This is a genomic window from Flavobacterium cyclinae, from assembly GCF_021172145.1.
In the GTDB taxonomy this organism is placed as follows: Bacteria; Bacteroidota; Bacteroidia; order Flavobacteriales; family Flavobacteriaceae; genus Flavobacterium; species Flavobacterium cyclinae.
In genome coordinates, this window is the sequence record NZ_CP089095.1 from 1,984,772 (window position 1) to 2,006,156 (window position 21,385).

14 protein-coding genes are annotated in these 21,385 nt (G+C 32.2%); 9 read left to right on the forward strand and 5 right to left on the reverse strand.

What is annotated here, in order from left to right; genetic code table 11:
- Positions 1-52: 52 nt before the first annotated feature.
- The 4 genes from uvrA to LOS86_RS09315 all read right to left on the reverse strand — a co-directional run bounded on the left by uvrA (position 53) and on the right by LOS86_RS09315 (position 6,100).
- Positions 53-2,884 (reverse strand): excinuclease ABC subunit UvrA, encoded by a 2,832-nt coding sequence (uvrA, locus tag LOS86_RS09300; RefSeq protein WP_231841831.1) that lies wholly within the window; start codon positions 2,882-2,884, stop codon positions 53-55.
- Between the two features lie 96 nt (positions 2,885-2,980).
- Positions 2,981-4,798, reverse strand: a complete 1,818-nt coding sequence (locus LOS86_RS09305; RefSeq protein ID WP_231841832.1) for a chloride channel protein — start codon at positions 4,796-4,798, stop codon at positions 2,981-2,983.
- Positions 4,799-4,851: 53 nt separating this feature from the next.
- Positions 4,852-5,517 (reverse strand): DNA alkylation repair protein, encoded by a 666-nt coding sequence (locus tag LOS86_RS09310; RefSeq protein WP_231841833.1) that lies wholly within the window; start codon positions 5,515-5,517, stop codon positions 4,852-4,854.
- A complete protein-coding gene (locus tag LOS86_RS09315) occupies positions 5,504-6,100 on the reverse strand; it encodes an acyl carrier protein phosphodiesterase (protein ID WP_231841834.1) in 597 nt (198 codons plus the stop codon). The genes LOS86_RS09310 and LOS86_RS09315 overlap by 14 nt, the downstream gene beginning before the upstream one ends.
- Positions 6,101-6,270: 170 nt before the next feature.
- On the opposite strand from LOS86_RS09315, the gene glmM reads away from it, so the two are divergent.
- Complete coding sequence (gene glmM, locus LOS86_RS09320; RefSeq protein WP_231841835.1) at positions 6,271-7,659, forward strand: phosphoglucosamine mutase; 1,389 nt, start codon at positions 6,271-6,273, stop codon at positions 7,657-7,659.
- A 34-nt stretch (positions 7,660-7,693) separates the two neighbouring features.
- On the opposite strand, the gene LOS86_RS09325 is transcribed toward glmM, so the two are convergent.
- Entirely contained in the window at positions 7,694-9,682 is a 1,989-nt protein-coding gene (locus tag LOS86_RS09325) for an endonuclease (RefSeq protein ID WP_231841836.1), read from the reverse strand.
- 241 nt (positions 9,683-9,923) lie between these two features.
- Here LOS86_RS09325 and LOS86_RS09330 point away from each other — a divergent pair, with 241 nt between their 5' ends.
- From LOS86_RS09330 to trpB, 8 genes are all read left to right on the forward strand, one after another.
- A complete protein-coding gene (locus tag LOS86_RS09330) occupies positions 9,924-12,674 on the forward strand; it encodes a gluzincin family metallopeptidase (RefSeq protein ID WP_231841837.1) in 2,751 nt (916 codons plus the stop codon).
- A gap of 183 nt (positions 12,675-12,857) precedes the next feature.
- The gene (locus LOS86_RS09335; protein WP_231841838.1) at positions 12,858-15,260 is read left to right on the forward strand and encodes an alpha-ketoacid dehydrogenase subunit alpha/beta; all 2,403 of its coding nucleotides are present in this window, start codon (positions 12,858-12,860) and stop codon (positions 15,258-15,260) included.
- A gap of 206 nt (positions 15,261-15,466) precedes the next feature.
- Positions 15,467-16,867, forward strand: a complete 1,401-nt coding sequence (locus LOS86_RS09340) for an anthranilate synthase component I family protein (protein ID WP_231841839.1) — start codon at positions 15,467-15,469, stop codon at positions 16,865-16,867.
- A 171-nt stretch (positions 16,868-17,038) separates the two neighbouring features.
- Positions 17,039-17,602, forward strand: coding sequence for an anthranilate synthase component II (locus tag LOS86_RS09345; protein ID WP_231841840.1), 564 nt, complete (start codon positions 17,039-17,041; stop codon positions 17,600-17,602).
- Between the two features lie 92 nt (positions 17,603-17,694).
- Entirely contained in the window at positions 17,695-18,687 is a 993-nt protein-coding gene (gene trpD / locus LOS86_RS09350; RefSeq protein ID WP_231841841.1) for an anthranilate phosphoribosyltransferase, read from the forward strand.
- Positions 18,688-18,761: 74 nt separating this feature from the next.
- A complete protein-coding gene (gene trpC, locus LOS86_RS09355; protein WP_231841842.1) occupies positions 18,762-19,547 on the forward strand; it encodes an indole-3-glycerol phosphate synthase TrpC in 786 nt (261 codons plus the stop codon).
- Entirely contained in the window at positions 19,544-20,179 is a 636-nt protein-coding gene (locus tag LOS86_RS09360; RefSeq protein ID WP_231841843.1) for a phosphoribosylanthranilate isomerase, read from the forward strand. The genes trpC and LOS86_RS09360 overlap by 4 nt, the downstream gene beginning before the upstream one ends.
- A complete protein-coding gene (gene trpB, locus LOS86_RS09365; RefSeq protein ID WP_231841844.1) occupies positions 20,169-21,359 on the forward strand; it encodes a tryptophan synthase subunit beta in 1,191 nt (396 codons plus the stop codon). The genes LOS86_RS09360 and trpB overlap by 11 nt, the downstream gene beginning before the upstream one ends.
- Positions 21,360-21,385 lie beyond the last annotated feature (26 nt).

A 21,385-nucleotide genomic window follows, 5' to 3' on the forward strand; every position in this document is an offset into this window, starting at 1 on the left:
ACGATTAAATAATAAAGTTGTAGCAGTGTTGTTGTGTGTAGTAATTAGGTTGCTAAGATAATTCTTTTTTCAAAAACTGCGCTGTATAACTTTTTTTATTTTTCACGATTTCCTCTGGAGTTCCTTTAGCTACAACTTCTCCGCCGCCTTTTCCACCTTCATAACCAATGTCGATAATGTAATCTGATAATTTTACTACGTCTAAATTATGCTCGATAATCAACACGGTGTTTCCTTTATCCACTAACTTATTAATTACATCCATTAATACACGAATGTCTTCAAAATGTAATCCCGTTGTTGGTTCATCAAGAATATAAAACGTATTACCCGTATCTTTTTTAGAGAGTTCTGTTGCTAATTTAATACGTTGCGCTTCACCTCCAGAAAGTGTAGTACTTTGTTGGCCTAATGTAATATAACCTAATCCAACATCTTGTATTGTTTTTACTTTTCTATAGATTTTTGGAATATTTTCAAAAAACTCAACAGCTTCATCTACTGTCATATTCAACACATCAGAAATCGATTTTCCTTTATATCGAATTTCTAATGTTTCTCGGTTGAATCGCTTGCCTTGACAAGTTTCGCATTCCACATAAACGTCTGGTAAAAAGCTCATTTCAATGGTTCGAACTCCAGAACCTTCACAAGTTTCACAGCGACCGCCTTTTACATTAAAACTAAATCTTCCTGGCTTATAACCACGAATCATCGCTTCTGGAACTTGGGTAAACAGACTTCTTATTTCCGAAAAAACATCAGTATATGTTGCAGGATTAGAGCGCGGTGTTCTTCCAATCGGACTTTGGTCAATGTCAATTACTTTGTCGATATGTTCTAAACCTTCGATTTTTTTGTACGGTTGTGGTTTCTTAACTGCATTAAAAAAATGCGCATTTAATATTGGATACAAGGTTTCGTTAATCAATGTCGATTTTCCACTTCCTGAAACTCCAGTAACACAAACCAATTTTCCTAACGGAATTTCAACCGAAACATTTTTTAAGTTATTTCCTGTTGCACCTGATAATTTGATGGATTTTCCATTGCCTTCTCTGCGAGATTTTGGAACTTCAATCTGCATTTTACCACTCATGTACTGAGCTGTAATGGTATTTTCCTTCAGTAATTCTTTCGGTGTCCCTTTACTGATGATTTGTCCACCAAAACGACCTGCTTTTGGACCAATATCAATCACATAATCGGCACGTTCAATCATGTCTTTATCATGTTCCACAACGATTACTGAGTTTCCAATATCGCGTAAACTTTCTAATGATTTAATCAAACGTTCATTGTCTCTTTGGTGCAAACCGATACTTGGTTCATCCAAAATATACAATACCCCAACCAATTGTGACCCAATTTGCGTTGCCAATCGAATACGTTGGGCCTCTCCACCAGATAGCGATTTTGAACTTCGGTTTAAGGATAAATAGTTCAAACCAACATCCAACAAAAACTGTAATCGAGCTGTAATTTCTTTTAAAATTTCAGTTGAAATAACTTGCTGTTTTTCAGAAAGGTGATTTGGTAAATCGGCAAACCATTCGGATAATTCGGCAACGTCCATTTGGACTAATTCGCCAATATTTTTTCCGTTTAATTTGAAATATAATGATTCTTTTCTCAAACGAGTTCCTTCACATTCTGGACAAACATTTTCATCCATAAATTCTTTTGCCCAACGTTTAATACTTGCTGAATCGGAATTATCATATTGATTTTTGATGAAGTTAGAAATCCCTTCAAAATCAATTTTATAATCTTTCGTAATTCCCATAACCTTAGATACGACAGAGAATTTTTCGTTTCCACCGTACAAAATCATATCCATCGCTTCTTGCGGAATTTCCTCAATAGCATCGGTTATTTTGAAATCATATTTTTGTGCAATAATTTCCAATTGCTTGAAAATCCAAGAACTTTTATATTCACCTAAAGGAGCAAAACCACCATTTTTAATTGATGCTTTTGGATTTGGGATAATTTTTTGAAGATTGATTTCATTCACTGTTCCTAATCCGTTACAACACGGACAAGCTCCTTTTGGGGAATTGAATGAAAAGTTATTCGGTTCCGGATTTGGATACGAAATTCCAGAAGACGGACACATTAAATTACGACTGTAAAAACGTACTTCTTGACTTTCTTGTTCGATTACCATCATTACATCTTCTCCATGATACATAGCGGTTTTGATACTTTCTGAAAGGCGCTTATCAGTATCTTCTTCTGAATCAATTGCCATTCTATCAATTACAATTTCGATGTCATGCGTTTTGTAACGATCGACTTTCATTCCGTATTCTAAATCGCGAATTTCTCCATTCACACGAACTTTTAAGAAACCTTGTTTGGCAATTTGCTCAAATAATTCGCGATAATGTCCTTTACGTGAACGAACCACTGGTGCTAAAATATTGATGCGTTTGCCATTAAAATCCTCCAGAATCAATTGCTTAATTTGCTCATCAGAATAAGAAACCATTTTTTCACCCGTATTGTAACTGTAAGCATCGGCGCCACGAGCGTATAACAAACGTAAGAAATCATAAATTTCGGTAATCGTTCCTACAGTAGAGCGAGGCGATTTACTCGTGGTTTTTTGCTCAATAGCAATCACAGGAGAAAGTCCGTCGATTTTATCTACATCAGGACGCTCTAATCCTCCAAGAAATTGACGAGCATAAGCTGAAAAAGTTTCGATGTATCTTCGTTGTCCTTCGGCATAAATCGTATCAAAAGCCAATGACGATTTCCCAGATCCCGATAAACCTGTAATTACTACCAGTTTTTCGCGTGGAATCGTAACATCTATGTTCTTAAGATTATGAGCTCTTGCTCCAATAATTTCGATAGTTTCTTCTGTGTGTTGCATGATTTTTTTGGCAAAACGCAAAGATATTGAATTCTAATCAATATTTACAGTTGACAACTGTGAAGAATTCTGTTAAATACAATTTTAAAAACGAAATTACTCAATAATCATCGATTTCAATCGCATTCTGTATTTTTCAAGAATGAGTTGTTTGTGGATGAATCCAAGGAAGATGCCATCTTTTAAAACTGGTAAGACTTTACAACCTGATGTATCAAATTTCTCCATAATGGTTTCTAAGGTTTCATCATAGAATATAATTTCTTTTGGTGGTTGCATTACTTCATTTGTGGAAGTGTATTTTACTTTGAATTGAGAGAAAACAATTGGTCGGATTTCATCTAATAAAATCAATCCTAATAAGGTGTTTTTTTCATCTAAAACAGGAAAAATATCACAATCCGATTGTTGTATTTTTTCAACTAATTCGTTTAAATTATCACTTACTGAAACAGATTTAAAATCAGTTTGAATTAATTTAGCAACATCAATAGAATTCAAAATATTAGCATCTCGATTATCGGTAAATACTTCGCCTTTGTCAGCTAAATTTTTAATATCAAATGAATAGGGTTCAAAACGTTTAGAAATTGCAAAACTAACCGAAGAAACTATCATTAAAGGTACCATCAAATTATAACCTCCCGTAATTTCAGCAATCAGGAATATTGCCGTTAAAGGAGCATGAAACAATCCACTTAAAATTCCTGCCATACCAACCAGTGTAAAATTACCCACCGTAAGTTTTGAAATCCCTGTTAAATTAACCAAATAAGCGACACAGAATCCTAAATAAGAACCTACGAAGAGTGATGGTGCAAAATTACCTCCATTACCTCCAGCTCCAAGAGTTAAACTTGTGGCATATACTTTAATCAACATAGTAGCTCCCACAAATAACAATAAAATCCATTTTGAATCCTGAAAACTTTCAAAAACGGTATTTTGCAATAAACGCTCTGGATTACTATCCGCAAGAAATTTGATACTCTCATATCCTTCCCCAAAAAGAGAAGGAAATAAAAAAATTAAAACTCCAAGTATACCCGCTCCTAATAAAGCTTTGTTTATAATATTATATTTTAAACCGCTAAAATAATGTTCTATTTTTCTAAATGTTCTAGCATAATTTATTGAAACCAATCCACTTAAAACACCTAATAGAATATAATATGGTAAATTATGATAATCAAAAAACTGCACTTTTTTAAATGAGAATAAAATATCCTCATTAAGCATAACCGTTGATACCAAAGCACCAGTAGCAGCACTAATCATAATAGGGATGAATGCTGTAATACTAATTTCGGCTAAAACTACTTCAATAGCAAATAAAACCCCTGCAATAGGTGCATTAAATGCGGCAGCAATACCAGCAGCCACACCACAAGCTAATAAAAGAGTACGATCTTTATAACTTAGACGATAATTTTGCGCATAATTACTTCCAAAAGCAGCACCGGTAATAGTAATGGGTGATTCTAAACCGGCACTTCCACCCATACCTACAGTAAACGAACTTGTGATAATTTGGGCAAACATTTGTTTTCGCGGCATGATTCCTCGTTTCTTAGCAACGGCATACATAATTTGAGAAGTTCCTTTTTCAATTGAACCGTCTAAGACTTTTTTTACAATAATCACCGTAATAATAATACCAATAATTGGTAACATACTATTACTGTAAGGTAGGTGAAGAATATCATCTAATTTTTGAGATGATTTAAATACCCAATGTGCAAAAGTTTTCAGAATAATTACTGCTAATGCAGAAGACATTCCAACTAAAACACATGAAAAATAAATAAATTGACGAGGAGTTAGTAATGATTTTAAAAGAAAAACTAATCGCTCTAAACGTCTGAATGTTTTGAATAAAAACGTTTTTATTGAAAAAGATTTCTTTCTAGGCATTGTAATAAAGTATTTTGCGAAGTTAAATCTTTAATATGAAAAATAAAACAAATTTATAGTAAACGTAATGCTTCTCTTTTACTCAAAGGTTTTAAATCTGTATTTTTAACATATGCTTCTACTCCATTTGGATTAAATCTACTGTAATCGCGTAATGCCCATCCAATTGCTTTTTGAATAAAAAATTCATTGGAATATTTGTGCTTTTCACATTCCGATTTTAAAATTTCGAAATTCGTTTTCTCTTTATAGCTCAATTGAAACAAAATTGCACTTCGATTCAACCACATGTTGTTAGAATTTGAAAATTGCTCTATTACATTTAATGTTTCCTCAGGAAACTGCAATAAATAACCTCCAAGTAGATATTTTGCAATAGTATCAACGGAATCCCACCAAGAATTCGTAACTAAGAATTTCTCAATGAGTTGAATATCCTTTAAGACATAATTTTTCTTGAATTTTTTAATCAATAAATCAATGGCTACTTGATGATATTCGCGCTCCTTCATTTGAAATAGGTTCCAAGCTATTGATCTAAAATCCGATTGTATTTCTACTTTATTTCGTTCATAAATTGATTTAAAAATAGCCCGTCTTTTTTCTGTTTTTATTCCTAAAAAAGGAAAATTATTTTTCATATAATTCTCCATTGGAACAGCAACCTCTCTGTTGGATTCTTGTTTGAAAGCCGCTTCTAATTCGCTACAAAATTTCATTGAGTTCTTTTAATTTTTGTTCGCAAGAACGTTGTAATTCTTCAAAAAATAAAAAAAATTCAGATTCAAATTCGGAATAAAAATCTTGAATTTCAACAATTGCTTCTTGCATATGGGCAATATGTTTCGTTTTATAATCCATTTGAAACAATATCATTTCTAAACCCGAAATAGTTGCATAACTTACAAACCAATTTCTAGCAATCATATAAGGCATCATTTTCTTAATACGCTCAGTCAAAATATCATAATTACTAAGCGCTAATTCATAAAATTTTGATGCATATTCTTCTAATTTTTCATCTGAATATTTTTCCCAATTTTTAGCCAAAAAATGATCATAAGCAATATCCATTATCACACCTGAATAATGACCATATTTTTGATGTAATCGACGCTTACTTTTTCTATAAATAGGATGTGAATCTGTAAAACTATCAATATGGCGGTGTAATAATATTCCTTTTTGAATAACATTAGGATATTCTAAATATTGAGAACCTCGAATGCTATCAGCCATAAAATTGCCAATTTTTACAAGTTCATCTTCACCAGACAAATAGATATGAGCTAGAAAATTCAAATTTATAAGGGTTAAAAGTTATAATGAAAAACACTTAAATGTTCAACTTATCGTAAATATATAAAAATCTTTACAAGTTTATCCAATTCCAATTTGTAACTTTTTATATTTGTGTTAGAATTTGGTTTACACCTAAACATTTTAAACCTATAACCTTTTAAAAAAATAAAATGACTTTAATTAAATCTATATCTGGAATACGAGGAACCATTGGTGGAAAAGTTGGAGATAACTTAACTCCTGTGGATGCTGTAAAATTTGCATCGGCTTATGGGACTTTTTTAAAACAAAATATTACTAAAGAAAAACTGAAAGTAGTCATTGGTAGAGATGCCAGAATTTCTGGACCAATGATTCATAATTTAGTAGTAAATACATTAGTTGGATTAGGAATTGATGTTATTGATTTAGGCTTATCTACTACTCCAACTGTTGAAATTGCAGTTCCAATGGAAAAAGCAGATGGTGGAATTATTTTGACTGCATCGCACAATCCAAAACAATGGAATGCTCTAAAATTATTAAATGCAAAAGGAGAATTTTTAAGTGGTGCCGATGGGGCTAAAATTCTAGAAATTGCGGAAGCGGAAGCTTTTGATTTTGCCGATGTAGATTCACTAGGTGAAATAACGGAGAATAATGCTTACATGGACATTCACATTGATGAAGTATTAGAATTACCGCTAGTAGATGCTGAATTGGTAAAAACTAAGAAATTCAAGGTAGTTGTTGATGCTGTTAATTCTTCAGGAGGAATAATTATCCCTAATTTGCTAGAACAAATGGGAGTTGAAGTGGTAAAATTGTATTGCGAACCTAACGGACACTTTCCTCATAACCCAGAACCTTTGAAAGAGCATTTGGGAGACATTTGCAAATTAGTTGTTGAAGAAAAAGCGGATTTTGGAATTGTTGTAGACCCTGATGTGGACAGATTAGCTTTCATTTCAAACGATGGTGAAATGTTTGGCGAAGAATACACTTTGGTAGCAGTTGCTGATTATGTTTTATCAAAAACTCCAGGAAACACGGTTTCAAATATGTCTTCATCTCGAGCTTTACGAGATATTACCGAAAAACATGGCGGAACTTACCAAGCAAGTGCTGTAGGAGAAGTTAATGTAGTTGAATTAATGAAAAAAACTAATGCAATTATTGGTGGTGAAGGTAATGGTGGAATTATTTATCCATCATCGCATTATGGAAGAGATAGTATAGTAGGTGCTGCATTATTTTTAACCTATTTGGCCAATCAAGATAAAACTGTGGCTGAAATTAGAGCAAGTTTTCCTCAATATTATATGAGCAAAAACAAAATTGAGTTAACACCTCAAATTGATGTAGACAATGTTTTAGCAACCTTAACGGAAAAATATAAATCGGAAAATATTTCAACTATAGACGGTGTAAAAATAGATTTCCCAACAGAATGGGTGCATTTAAGAAAATCTAATACTGAACCAATTATTAGAATTTACACAGAAGCTCCAACTCAAAATGAAGCGGATGTATTAGCAGAGAGATTTGTTAAAGAATTAAAAGAAATAGCAGGAATTTAAAATAAGAAAAAAGGTCAGATTAAAATCTGACCTTTTATTTTACAATAATCTTTTTTGTAGTCGATTGAACTCCATTAGATACTTTTACCAAATACATTCCTGATTTTAAATCTAAATTTATTCGAATATCATTATTGAATTCATTTTCCAAAACTAATTGTCCTGAAATAGTATAAACTTCAACTTTTGAAGCTCCTTCTAAACCCGAAATTATGATATATTCTGTAGCGGGATTTGGATATACTGCCACTTTATTTTCAATTGGAATTTGATTAGATAGAGCAGCCGACCATGGCTGTCCATAATTAGCACCAAAAATATAATCAACTAAACTAGGATGATCAATAAAAGGATTGCGATTCATTTGCCAAGTGTAAATGTAATTGTTTCGATTCATTTCAAAATCATCACTAGGATCAGTTATATGCCAATTTAATAATGTTGCTAAATCACCTATATTTCCTGAAGCAATTGTAGTACTTGGCAAATATTCGCTTGGATCTCCATTAACTACATTCAATCCATCAAAACGAACAGCCATATAAAATAAAGCTCTTGCCACATCACCTTTCCAAGAACCTTGATTACCAGTAGGACCGGCATATACAGTTGCCGAATTTACTTCGCCATAATTTTTATTATTTCTAGAGGAATTTTCTTGGCCATTTTCGGCTCTGATATGATGCGCATCTGAAACACCATCAACAGTTGTTGTAGGACCAGTTGAACTCCAAATATTTATTCCATCAGCGGTATCTCCTTGTGCTACTTCAAAACCACCTCTTGACTGACAAAAAATATGCTCTCTATTCCACTTTCCTACAATACTACTGGTGTTTTGCTGATCCAATTTTGCCATTGGAGCTTCAACATACATACACCAAACTTGATTATTATTCAATGGATTTCTATCGGAAGATCTTAAAATTTCCCATATATCAGCATAACTATGAAGCCTAACAACAGCTGGATTAGCAATAATATTTTGCAATTCTTGTTTTAGAGCATCTCCTGATAAACCTTCTAAAGAATTATAATACCCTGGTGGAATAGTTGGAGTTACTACATTGTAGGTAGGATTTAATGGTGTTCCCCATGGATCTGTAGCAAAATTAGCATCTAAAACTCTGTAAATTATGTTGTCATTATTTGCTAAATAATCAGCAGGTAATGGCTGAAAAACAAATTTCATTTCTTCATCGCCCTCATCTAATCCATCATCAAGTAATATGATACCAGTTTGACCAGAAGATTGACCAACAGGTATAGAAACTGTTAATCCTCCTGAAAAATCAGACATATTGAAATTACCATTATTTAAAGTAAAATTGATAATTAAAGTTTCATTTTGAACAGGTTGACTAGTAGTAAAAATAAAATTAAAACTATCACCTTCAGAAAAAGTTGTTTGAGAAGTAGATACTGTTATGTAATTAAATACAATTCCAGAACCATCATTTGGCATACCCGGTGTAGGTGTTTTTACTTCGTAAGTTCCATCATTTTTTCTTTGAATTGATTTAGAAATGGAAGTTGAATTTTCAATATCAGGGGTACTTACAGTAATATTCAACGCAGTCATTAAATTTGAAGCCGTTGTAGAATTACTATTAGAGTAAGCCAATGCATCAATTAAATTTAAAGTTGTAGGTGAAGTTCCAGATGGAAAGTCAGTAGCATTTGCTAGATATAATGCAGCTACATCAGGACCGTTTTGAAAAAAATTTGCACTTAAAATTAAACTAGGTGAAGGAGTAACACCCGAATTTCCAAAGTGAATTATTCCATTCGCATCTGTAGAATAACCATCTAAATCAATAGCTAAATAACTTGCAATAGTACCTTCATTATAAAAGACTATCACATATCCATCTAATGAGAAATTTGGTGTGTCTGATTTTAATTCAATAAATTCTTTAGTATCACTTCCAGGATTATCAGCATCTACTTCATTTATAACAACTTGAGAATTGATATGAAGGCTAAAAAAAAATAAAACTAATGCAAGTAATTTTTTTCTCATAAATACAATTTTATCAAAAATACGAATATTAATTGAACCTAATGTTTTTTATACTTAATATAATTAATTTTAAGCTAATTTTAATTCGATTGTACGAGTATTTTTATATTTTGCATTGCATTAAGCAACTTTTTACTTAATTTGTCATCTAAATAAAAAAGCCATTACGATTTTGAAATTAGTTTTAAAAATAATCCTCCTTATTTTCCCTTTTCTAATTTATTCACAACATTCTACAAAGATGATTGTGAGAGTAAATATTGAAGATCATACACTACTAATCAATCAAACTTTAACTTATAACAACACTAGTAACGATACTTTACAACATATCATTTTAAACGACTGGAATAATGCTTTTTCTTCAAAATCATCTGCATTAGCTAAACGCTTTTCGGATGAATTCATCAGAGCTTTCCATTTAGCTACTGACAAAGAAAGAGGATATACCAATATTACTTCAATTGTAGATGAAAATTACCAAAATATTTATTGGGAAAGACCAAATGATAAAGTCGACTTAGTTAAATTAAATCTGAACCAACCTCTTTTACCTTGTTCAAAAAAAACATTTACATTAGTCTATGTAATTAAAATTCCTGATTCAAAATTCACAAAATATGGATTTGATAGCAATGGAAGAATTACATTAAAAGATTGGTTTTTAAATCCATCTAAGTATGAATACAAACAATTTGTCCAACAAAGCAATGAAAATTTAGATGACATTCCAAACGCAGCATCTGATTTTGAAATAGAATTTGAATTACCTTCAAATTATTTTTTATCTAGCAACTTAAACGAAATTAACACTATTGAACAAAACACTACCAAAAAAGTAATCTTAAGTTCAGAAAATAAAAATGATATTTCAATAATCATACAACCCACTAACACTTACCAAACCTATAAAAATGAAATTATTGAAGTTAGTTGCGGTATTGAAGACAATCATGTAAATGAAATTCAAAAGGCAATAATATTTGATAAAATCACAAGATTTACAGCATCAAAATTAGGAATGCCTTTAACAAAAAAAATAGTAATTAGTAATGAAGATTATGCCAGACAACCTTTTTATGGCCTAAATCAATTACCAAGTTTTTTAAGTCCTTTTCCTAATGACCTTTTGTATGAATTAAAATTTATTAAATCTTACTTAAATAACTATTTAAAAGAAAACATTGATTTAAATCACAGAAAAGATTATTGGATTCATGATGGTATTCAAGTATTTTTAATGATGCAATATATTGATGAATTTTATCCAGATTTAAAAATGACGGGAAATATTTCAAGTTTAAAATTATTAAAACCTTATCATTTTATAAATCTTGATTTTAACCTACAGCACAATTATTTGTACATGCTTATGGCCAGAAAAAATTTAGACCAACCATTAAATGAACCAAAAAATAAACTCATAAAATTTAACGAACAAATTGCCAGTAAATATAGAGCAGGTTTAAGTTTTAAATATCTAGATAGTTATCTTGGAAACGACATTGTTCACAATTCAATAAAAGAATACATTCAAGAGAATCAATTTTTTGGTACAAACTCACGTCAATTTGAAACTATATTATTAAAAAATAGCCCTAAAGATATCAATTGGTTTTTTAGAACTGTTGTTGAAACTCGCGACTTAATTGATTATAAATTTGGTAAGGTAACGAAAACTAAAGATTCATTATCAGTAAACATCATTAATAAAACAGGAACTAATGTTCCCATATCATTATATCATATTAAGAACAATGAGGTTATTCACAAAAGCTGGATTACAAATATCACAAGCGATTCTACCATCGTAATTCCTAGATTTGATGCCGATAAATTAACTCTGAATTACAACAACGAAGTCCCTGAATATAATTTGAGAAATAATTGGAAATCTTTAAAAGGATTTTTCTTCAATAACAGACCATTTAAATTCTTATTTTTTAGAGATTTAGAAAACCCGTACTACAATCAAATATTTTATGTTCCCGAAGCCGAATTTAATATTTATGATGGAGTAGCTTTAGGAATGAGAATTAACAACAAATCCATTTTAAACAAACCTTTTACATTTAGTGCAACACCTATGTACTCTAGTAACACAGGAAAATTTGTTGGGAAATTCTCAGCAGTGGTTGAAGACAACATAAGAGAGAAAGGCAAATTGTACAGTATTCGCTATTTGGTAACTGGAAGCCGATTTCATTATGCCAAAGACGCCTTTTATTCTAACTTTGTTCCAATAGTTCAATTTAGATTCAGAGATGAAAACTTAAGAACCAATAAAAACGAGTTTATCCAACTTAGACAAGTGTACATTAACCGAGATAAATCTGAATTTACAATTGATACAAATACAGAAAATTATAATATTTTCAATATTAAATACGGAAATTATCAATCTGAAGGAACCAAACATTTCTCGCTCTTAAATGATTTTCAATTATCTGGTTCTTTTGGTAAAGTAGCTACTGAAATACATTATCGTAAACTTTTCGAAAACAATCGTCAAATTAGTTTACGTCTTTTTGCAGGTGCTTTTATGTACAGAAGTACCAATTCAGATTTCTTTAGTTTTGGATTAGATAGACTAAATGATTATATGTTTGATTATAGTCTTTTAGGTAGAAGCGAAACTACCGGAATTTACAGCCAACAATATGTTTATGCTGAAGGTGGATTTAAATCTAAATTGGATACTAGATTTGCAAATCAATGGATGACAACTCTTAATGGAACATTCAATATTTGGAATTGGATACAAGTCTATGGAGATGCTGGTATGCTAAAAAACAAACATACAAGTGCTAAATTTGTTTACGATTCAGGATTACATTTCAATTTGGTACCCGATTATTTTGAACTTTTCTTACCTGTCTATTCATCAAACGGATTCGCTTTAGATGATGCTAATTATGGACAACAAATTCGTTTCGTTGTTACATTAAGTCCAAAAACATTAATTTCACTATTTACTAGAAAATGGTTTTAATAGATTTTTATCTATTTGTTTAACAATTTAACAATAAAAAGTGATTTTAAAATGAATTCATTGCGTTTTTCAAATCAAAACCATTGATAATTTAATAATAATTAAAAAAATATTAAACATCATATTGTTTTGTAACTCGTTTTATTTAAATTTGTTGAATTATCAATTTCGTATATCCAGCTTATGAAAACAGCAACAACATCGGAAGTAGTTTCTTTTGAAGATTTTAAAAAAGAAGTCATTAACGATTATAAAATCGCCCGAATCAGTAGAGAATGTAGCCTTCTTGGAAGAAAAGAAGTACTTACTGGTAAAGCAAAGTTCGGAATTTTTGGTGATGGTAAAGAAGTACCGCAATTAGCCATGGCAAAAGCATTTCAAAACGGTGATTTTCGTTCAGGATATTACCGTGACCAAACCTTTATGATGGCAATTGGCGCTTTAAATATTGAGCAATTTTTCGCTGGGTTATATGGCCATACAGATATTAATTTTGACCCAATGAGTGCTGGACGTCAAATGGGTGGTCACTTTGCTACGCATTCTTTAGACGAAAACGGAAATTGGAACAACTTAACTCAACAAAAGAATTCGAGTTCTGATATCTCTCCTACCGCTGGGCAAATGCCTCGTTTGTTAGGATTGGCTCAGGCTTCAAAAATATATAGAAATGTATCAGGTATCAACCAAACCAACTTCTCCGAAAACGGAAACGAAGTAGCTTGGGGAACTATCGGAAATGCTTCAACTTCTGAAGGATTATTCTTCGAAACCATCAACGCTGCCGGTGTTTTACAAGTACCAATGGTAATGAGTGTTTGGGACGACGAATATGGGATTTCAGTTCATGCTCGCCATCAAACTACAAAAGAAAACATCTCTGAAATCTTAAAAGGTTTCCAACGTGATGAAAATACAAAAGGGTATGAAATTTTACGTGTTAAAGGTTGGGATTACCCAAGCTTAGTAGAAACGTATCAAAAAGCTTCTCAAATTGCACGTGAAGAACATGTACCAGTTTTAGTTCACGTTCAAGAATTAACGCAACCACAAGGTCACTCTACTTCTGGAAGTCACGAACGTTATAAAAATGCTGAACGTTTGGCTTGGGAAGCAGAATTTGATTGTATCGCAAAGATGAAAACTTGGTTAATTGAAAACAATATCGCTACTTCAGAAGAACTAGATGAAATTGATAACCAAGCTAAAAAAGATGTTTTAGAAGGTAAAAAAGCGGCTTGGACCAACTTTACTACTCCAATTAAAGCAGAACAACAAGATTTAGTTGCTCTATTAAACACCATCGCTTCACAAAGTGAAAACAAAGTGTTTATTGAAAAAATTGCTAATGATATTGCTTCAATAAAAGAACCTATTCGTAAAGATATTTTAGTAGCGGCACGTAAAGTGTTACGAATGATTATAAAAGAAAATTCTCGAACTAATTTGGCGTCTTGGATTGAAAATTATACAGAAAAAATTCAACCTAAATTCAGTTCGCATTTATTTTCTCAATCAGATAAAAACGTATTAAAAACCAAAGAAGTAGCTCCAACATACGATGCAACAGCTGAAGATGTAGATGCTCGTTTGGTTTTAAGAGATAACTTTGATGCTATCTTTTCTAAATATCCAGAAACGTTAATTTTTGGTGAGGATTCTGGAAATATTGGTGACGTAAACCAAGGTTTGGAAGGCATGCAAGAAAAATACGGAGAATTACGTGTTGCCGATGTCGGAATTCGTGAAGCTACAATTTTAGGTCAAGGAATTGGAATGGCAATGAGAGGATTACGTCCAATTGCTGAGATTCAATATTTAGATTATTTGTTGTATGCTATTCAAATCATGAGTGATGATTTAGCTACATTACAATATAGAACCGCTGGTCGTCAAAAAGCACCTTTAATCATCAGAACTCGTGGTCACCGTTTAGAAGGTGTTTGGCATTCGGGTTCTCCTATGGGAATGATTATCAATGCAATTAGAGGGATTCACGTTTTGGTTCCAAGAAACATGACCAAAGCTGCAGGTTTTTACAACACTTTATTAGAAACTGACGAACCTGCATTAGTTGTAGAATGTTTGAATGGTTATCGTTTAAAAGAAAAAATGCCAACCAACTTAGGCGAATTCAAAACACCTATCGGAGTTGTTGAAACTATAAAACAAGGAATGGATATTACCTTAGTTTCTTACGGTTCTACATTGCGCTTAGTAGAACAAGCGGCAAATGAATTAGAATCTGTTGGAATTAGCGCTGAAATCATTGACATTCAATCGTTACTTCCTTTCGATATTAATCATGACATCGTAAAATCGGTAGCAAAAACAAATCGTTTGTTAGTAATTGATGAAGACGTTCCTGGTGGAGCAAGCGCTTATATTTTACAAGAAATTGTAGAAAATCAAAACGCTTATAAACATTTAGATAGCGCTCCTCAAACATTAGCTTCAAAAGCACACCGACCAGCTTACGGAACAGACGGCGATTACTTCTCAAAACCTTCTGCAGAAGACATTTTTGAAAAAGTTTACGCTATTATGAACGAGGCAAATCCAACAAAATATCCAAGTTTATATTAAAAAATTTGGTTATTCAAAAATTAATTACAAATATTTGCATATACAATTAAGAAAATGATTTCAATTTTAAACAATACTTGGTGGTGGTCTAACTTACGTCAAACGTCGTGAGCGAAACCTGCTATAGTATAATTTAAAACCAAATACATAGAAAAGGCTTGTCAATCACGACAAGCCTTTTTTTATTGTCAAAAATTAAATCAAATATGAAAAAATATAAATTACATACCCACTACAAACAAATTCTAGCCGACACCATTACACCAGTGAGTATTTACTTGAAGATTCGCGATAAATTTCCAAACAGTATTCTTTTGGAGAGTTCTGATTATCATGCGAATGACAACAGTTTTTCGTATATCTGTTTTAATCCAATTGCATCAATAAAAGTAGAAAACAGAAAGATTGAAACACAATTACCAGATGGTTTTTCAGAAATTATCCCAATTGATGCTGATGTTAATGTTGCTAAAGAAATCGAAAACTTTTCAAATCAATTTGAAACAGAAAAGTCAGATTTTAAATTCATAACACAAGGATTATTTGGTTATTTAGCTTATGATTCGATTCAATATTTTGAAAAAGTATCAATTGCAAAAAAATCAACAGAAAACGAAATTCCTGAAATCTTTTACGCTGTTTATCAGAATATAATCGCAATCAATCATTTTAAAAACGAAGCGTATATATTCTGTCATAGTGTTGACGGAAGCAACAATATAGCTGAAATCGAACAATTATTTCAAGCGAAAAACTTTGCTTCATTCTCCTTCCAAAAATCAGGAAACGGAACTTCTAACTTAACTGATGACGAATTCAAAAATTATGTTACATTAGCCAAAAAACATTGTTTACGTGGTGAAGTTTTTCAATTGGTTTTATCTAGAAGATTTTCTCAAGATTTCAAAGGTGATGAATTCAATGTGTATCGTGCTTTACGAAGTATCAATCCTTCACCTTATTTGTTTTATTTCGATTACGGAAATTTCAAAATATTTGGTTCATCGCCTGAAGCACAATTGGTTATCAAAAACAATCTTGCTGAAATTCATCCTATCGCTGGTACATTCAAACGCACAGGAAACGACGAACAAGATGCCGAATTAGCTAAAAAATTAGGCGAAGACACCAAAGAAAACAGCGAACACGTTATGTTAGTCGATTTAGCTAGAAATGATTTAAGCAGAAGCTGTAACGAAGTGAAAGTAGAAAAATACAAGGAAGTCCAATTTTTCTCTCACGTAATTCATTTGGTTTCAAAAGTATCAGGAAAATTAAAAGAAAATCATACTTTTATGGAGTTAGTTGCTAAAACTTTTCCAGCCGGAACACTAACTGGTGCTCCAAAAATAAAAGCTATGGAATTGATTGAAAACATTGAAAAAACCAACAGAAGTTTTTATGGTGGCGCCATCGGAGTTTTGGATTTTGAAGGGAATTTCAATCACGCTATTATGATTCGTTCTTTTTTGAGTAAAAATCATACTTTACATTTTCGGGCGGGAGCCGGAATTGTAGAAAGTTCCTCAGAAGAAAACGAAATGCAAGAAGTTTATAATAAATTAGGAGCATTACAAAAAGCATTAGATTTAGCAGAAAACATATAAACAAGTGCAAGAACAAGTTCAAGAACAAAAACAAAAATCAAGTACAAATTGTCAAGTCGAGCGAAGTCGAGACTTTTTAAATTTATCAAATTTCTAAAATCTGTGTTTTAAAAAAAAGAACTTGAATTTTGAAATTGAATTTGCCCTTGAAATTGAAAAAAAATTAAAGAAATGAAAATAGCAGTTATAGACAATTACGATAGTTTTACATATAATTTGGTTCACTATTTAGAAGATTTGAACGCTGAAGTAACCGTTTTCAGAAACGACGAGTTTGAATTAAATGAATTGGAAAAATTTGATAAAATTCTACTTTCTCCAGGACCAGGAATACCTGATGAAGCGGGTTTACTAAAAGATGTGATAAAAAAATACGCTTCTTCAAAAAGTATTTTTGGTGTATGCCTTGGTTTGCAAGCAATTGGTGAAGTTTTCGGAGGAAAATTAACCAACTTAGAAAAAGTCTATCATGGTGTAGCTACAAAAGTTACTAAAAATGAAGATGATTTTATTTTTAATGATTTACCTAACGAATTCGAAGTTGGGCGTTACCATTCTTGGGTCGTTTCAAATGAAAACCTTCCAGAAGATTTAATCGTAACTTCTACTGATGAAAACGGTCAAATCATGTCGATGAAACACGCTCATTTTGATATTCGAGGTGTTCAATATCATCCAGAAAGCGTTTTAACGCCTTACGGAAAAAAAATCCTAGAGAATTGGCTTAGCCATTAATTAGCAACAACATACAGGCTAAATTTCTTGCTTCACTAAAACAAAATTAGTGAAGTACAGCCCAACTTATGTCTAATTTTAAAATTAAAAAAATGAAAAATATATTAAATCGTTTAATTCAACACGAAATCTTAACTAAAGAGGAAGCTAAAGATGTTTTGGTCAATATTTCTTCAGGAAGTTACAATCCGAGTCAAATTGCAGCATTTATGACGGTTTACATGATGCGAAGCATTACCATTGAAGAACTAGCTGGTTTACGTGAAGCTTTGTTGGAATTGTGTATTCCTGTTGATTTTTCCGCCTACAATACCATCGATTTGTGTGGAACGGGTGGAGATGGTAAAGACACGTTCAATATTTCCACTTTAGCTTCTTTCATCGTAGCTGGAGCAGGAATTAAAGTCGCGAAACATGGAAATTACGGTGTTTCTTCGATTTCAGGATCGAGCAATGTAATGGAAAAAATGGGCGTAAAATTCACAAATGATATTAGTTTTTTGACCAAGTCTATCGAAGAAACCAATATTGCCATTCTTCATGCTCCACTCTTCCACCCTGCTATGAAAAATGTTGGACCAATTCGAAAAGAACTTGGTGTAAAAACGTTTTTTAATATGTTGGGACCAATGGTAAATCCTTCCTTTCCAAAAAATCAAATGGTGGGAGTTTTTAGTTTGGAATTAGCGCGAATGTATGCCTATTTATATCAAAACACTACTACCAACTACTCCATTTTACACGGATTAAGTGGTTTTGACGAAGTTTCCTTAACCGATGAAGTAAAATTAATTTCTAATACATCCGAACAAATCTTAAAACCAACAGATTTTAAACTTCCCGAATGTAAATTAGAAACTATCAAAGGCGGAACAACTGTTGATGAATCAGCTAAAATTTTCTACGATGTCATTTCTGGAAAAGGAACAACGGCTCAAAACAATGTTGTTTGCGCTAATGCAGCCATCGCCATTCAAACGGTTGAAAAATTAAATTATGATGAAGCTTTAGCCAAAGCGCAAGAAAGTTTAACCAGCGGAAAAGCATTGGAGAAATTGAAAAAATTAATCGCAATAAGTAACTAAAATTTGTCAGTTCGAGCGCAATCGAGAACTTATGAACATCTCGACTGCGCTCGATGTGACACAAAATAATAACTATGAATATTTTAGATAAAATCATCACCGACAAAAAACGTGAAGTCGAACTAAAGAAAAGCATCATTCCCGTTTCGCAATTAGAAACTTCTGTTTTATTCAATTCTCGAACCTATTCAATGAGTAAGTTATTAAAAAACAGCTTTTCAGGAATTATTGCGGAGCATAAACGTCGTTCACCATCGAAATCGGTTATCAATAATAATCATTCCGTTGAAGATGTGGTTTTAGGTTATCAAAATGCTGGAGTATGCGGAATTTCCGTTTTGACGGATGCTAAATATTTTGGTGGAAGTTTAGATGATTTATTATTAGCGAAATCTTCGGTAAATGTTCCGTTGTTACGAAAAGAATTCATTGTTGACGAATACCAAATTTTAGAAGCCAAAGCCCACGGAGCCGATGTAATCTTACTAATTGCAGCGGTTTTAACTCGAGAAAAAATAAAGCAACTTTCAGAATTTGCACAAAGTTTAGGTTTAGAAGTATTGTTAGAAGTTCACAATTTGGAAGAATTGGAAAAATCGATTATGCCAAGTTTGGATATGATTGGCGTGAACAATCGCAATTTAAAAACTTTTGAAGTGAGTTTAGATTACAGCAAAGAATTAGCTACTAAAATTCCAGACGAATTTGTAAAAGTATCTGAAAGTGGCATTAGTTCAATTGAGGCTGTAAATGAATTGCAACAATTTGGCTATCAAGGCTTTTTAACGGGAGAACATTTCATGAAAACCGAAAATCCTGGTTTGGAAGCTAAACGATTCATTCAAAAACTAATGTCATGAAAAATATAAAACTAAAAATTTGTGGCATGAAAGATTCAGAAAACATCATGGAAATTTCTGCTTTACAACCTGATTATCTTGGTTTTATCTTTTGGGAAAAATCAAAACGAAATATGACTTTAGATGTTATTCCTGAACTTCTTGAAACTACAAAAAGAGTTGGGGTTTTTGTGAATGCGTCCATACAAGAAATTGCTTCGAAAATTAATCAATACCAATTAGACATCATTCAATTACATGGAAATGAGTCGGTTATTTTTTGTAAAAACGTAAAAAAACTCGGTGTTGAAGTCATCAAAGTTTTTTCTATGGATTCGAATTTCAATTTTTCTGTGGTTAAAGATTATGTATTAGCTGTCGATTATTTTCTTTTTGATACCAAAGGAAAATTACCGGGAGGAAATGGCATTACTTTCGATTGGAATGTCTTGGAAAACTATCACTTTAATGTTCCGTATTTTTTAAGTGGTGGAATTGGAACAACAGAAATTGACGGATTAAAAGAATTTCTAAAATCACCCGGTGCAAAAAAATGCTACGCAATTGATGTTAACAGTCGTTTTGAGAAAAAACCTGGAATCAAAAATAAAATCAAATTACAAAAATTTAAAAAATTGCTATATGAAATATAATGTTGATGAAAACGGATTTTACGGAAAATTTGGAGGTGCTTTTATTCCAGAAATGTTGTATCCCAATGTTGAAGAATTAAAAGTAAACTATCTTAAAATAATGACTGAACCTTCTTTCCAAGAAGAGTTTAACGACTTATTACAACAATTTGTAGGTCGCCCAACGCCTCTGTATTTTGCCAAACGCTTATCCGAAAAATACAATACCAAAATCTACTTGAAGCGAGAAGATTTATGTCACACTGGAGCACACAAAATCAACAACACCATCGGTCAAATTTTAGTTGCCAAGCGTTTAGGAAAAACCAGAATTATTGCAGAAACTGGCGCAGGACAACACGGCGTGGCAACGGCAACGGTTTGTGCTCTAATGGGATTAGAATGTATTGTGTATATGGGTGAAGTTGATATTAAACGTCAGGCTCCAAATGTAGCTCGCATGAAAATGTTAGGCGCAGAAGTTCGTGCTGCAACTTCGGGGTCAAAAACTTTAAAAGATGCTACAAACGAAGCCATTCGCGATTGGATTAATAACCCAATTGATACGTTTTATATTATAGGTTCTGTGGTTGGACCTCATCCTTATCCTGATATGGTGGCACGCTTTCAAAGTGTTATTTCCAAAGAAATTAAATCCCAACTTTTAAAACAAGAAGGCAGAGAAAATCCAGATTACGTAATTGCTTGTGTGGGTGGCGGAAGTAATGCTGCTGGTGCTTTTTACGAATTTTTAGATGAAGAATCAGTTAAATTAATTGCTGTGGAAGCTGCAGGACATGGCGTTGATTCAGGTGAAAGTGCTGCGACATCTGTTTTAGGAAAAATTGGAATTATTCACGGAAGTAAAACCTTATTAATGCAAACAGAAGACGGACAAATTACCGAACCTTATTCAATTTCAGCAGGTTTAGATTATCCTGGAGTTGGACCACTTCATGCTCATTTACACGATACTAAAAGAGCAGAATTCATTGCAATAACAGATTCCGAAGCCATGCAAGCTGGATTAGAAGTATCAAAAACAGAAGGCATTATTCCAGCCATTGAAACGGCACATGCTTTTTCAGTTTTGGATAAAAAACAATTCCAACCTAATGATATTGTTGTAATCAACTTATCAGGAAGAGGCGACAAAGATTTAAATACTTATATTGATTATTTTAATTTAAGTGATAAGTAATTAGTGAATAGTGATTAGCTAAAAAC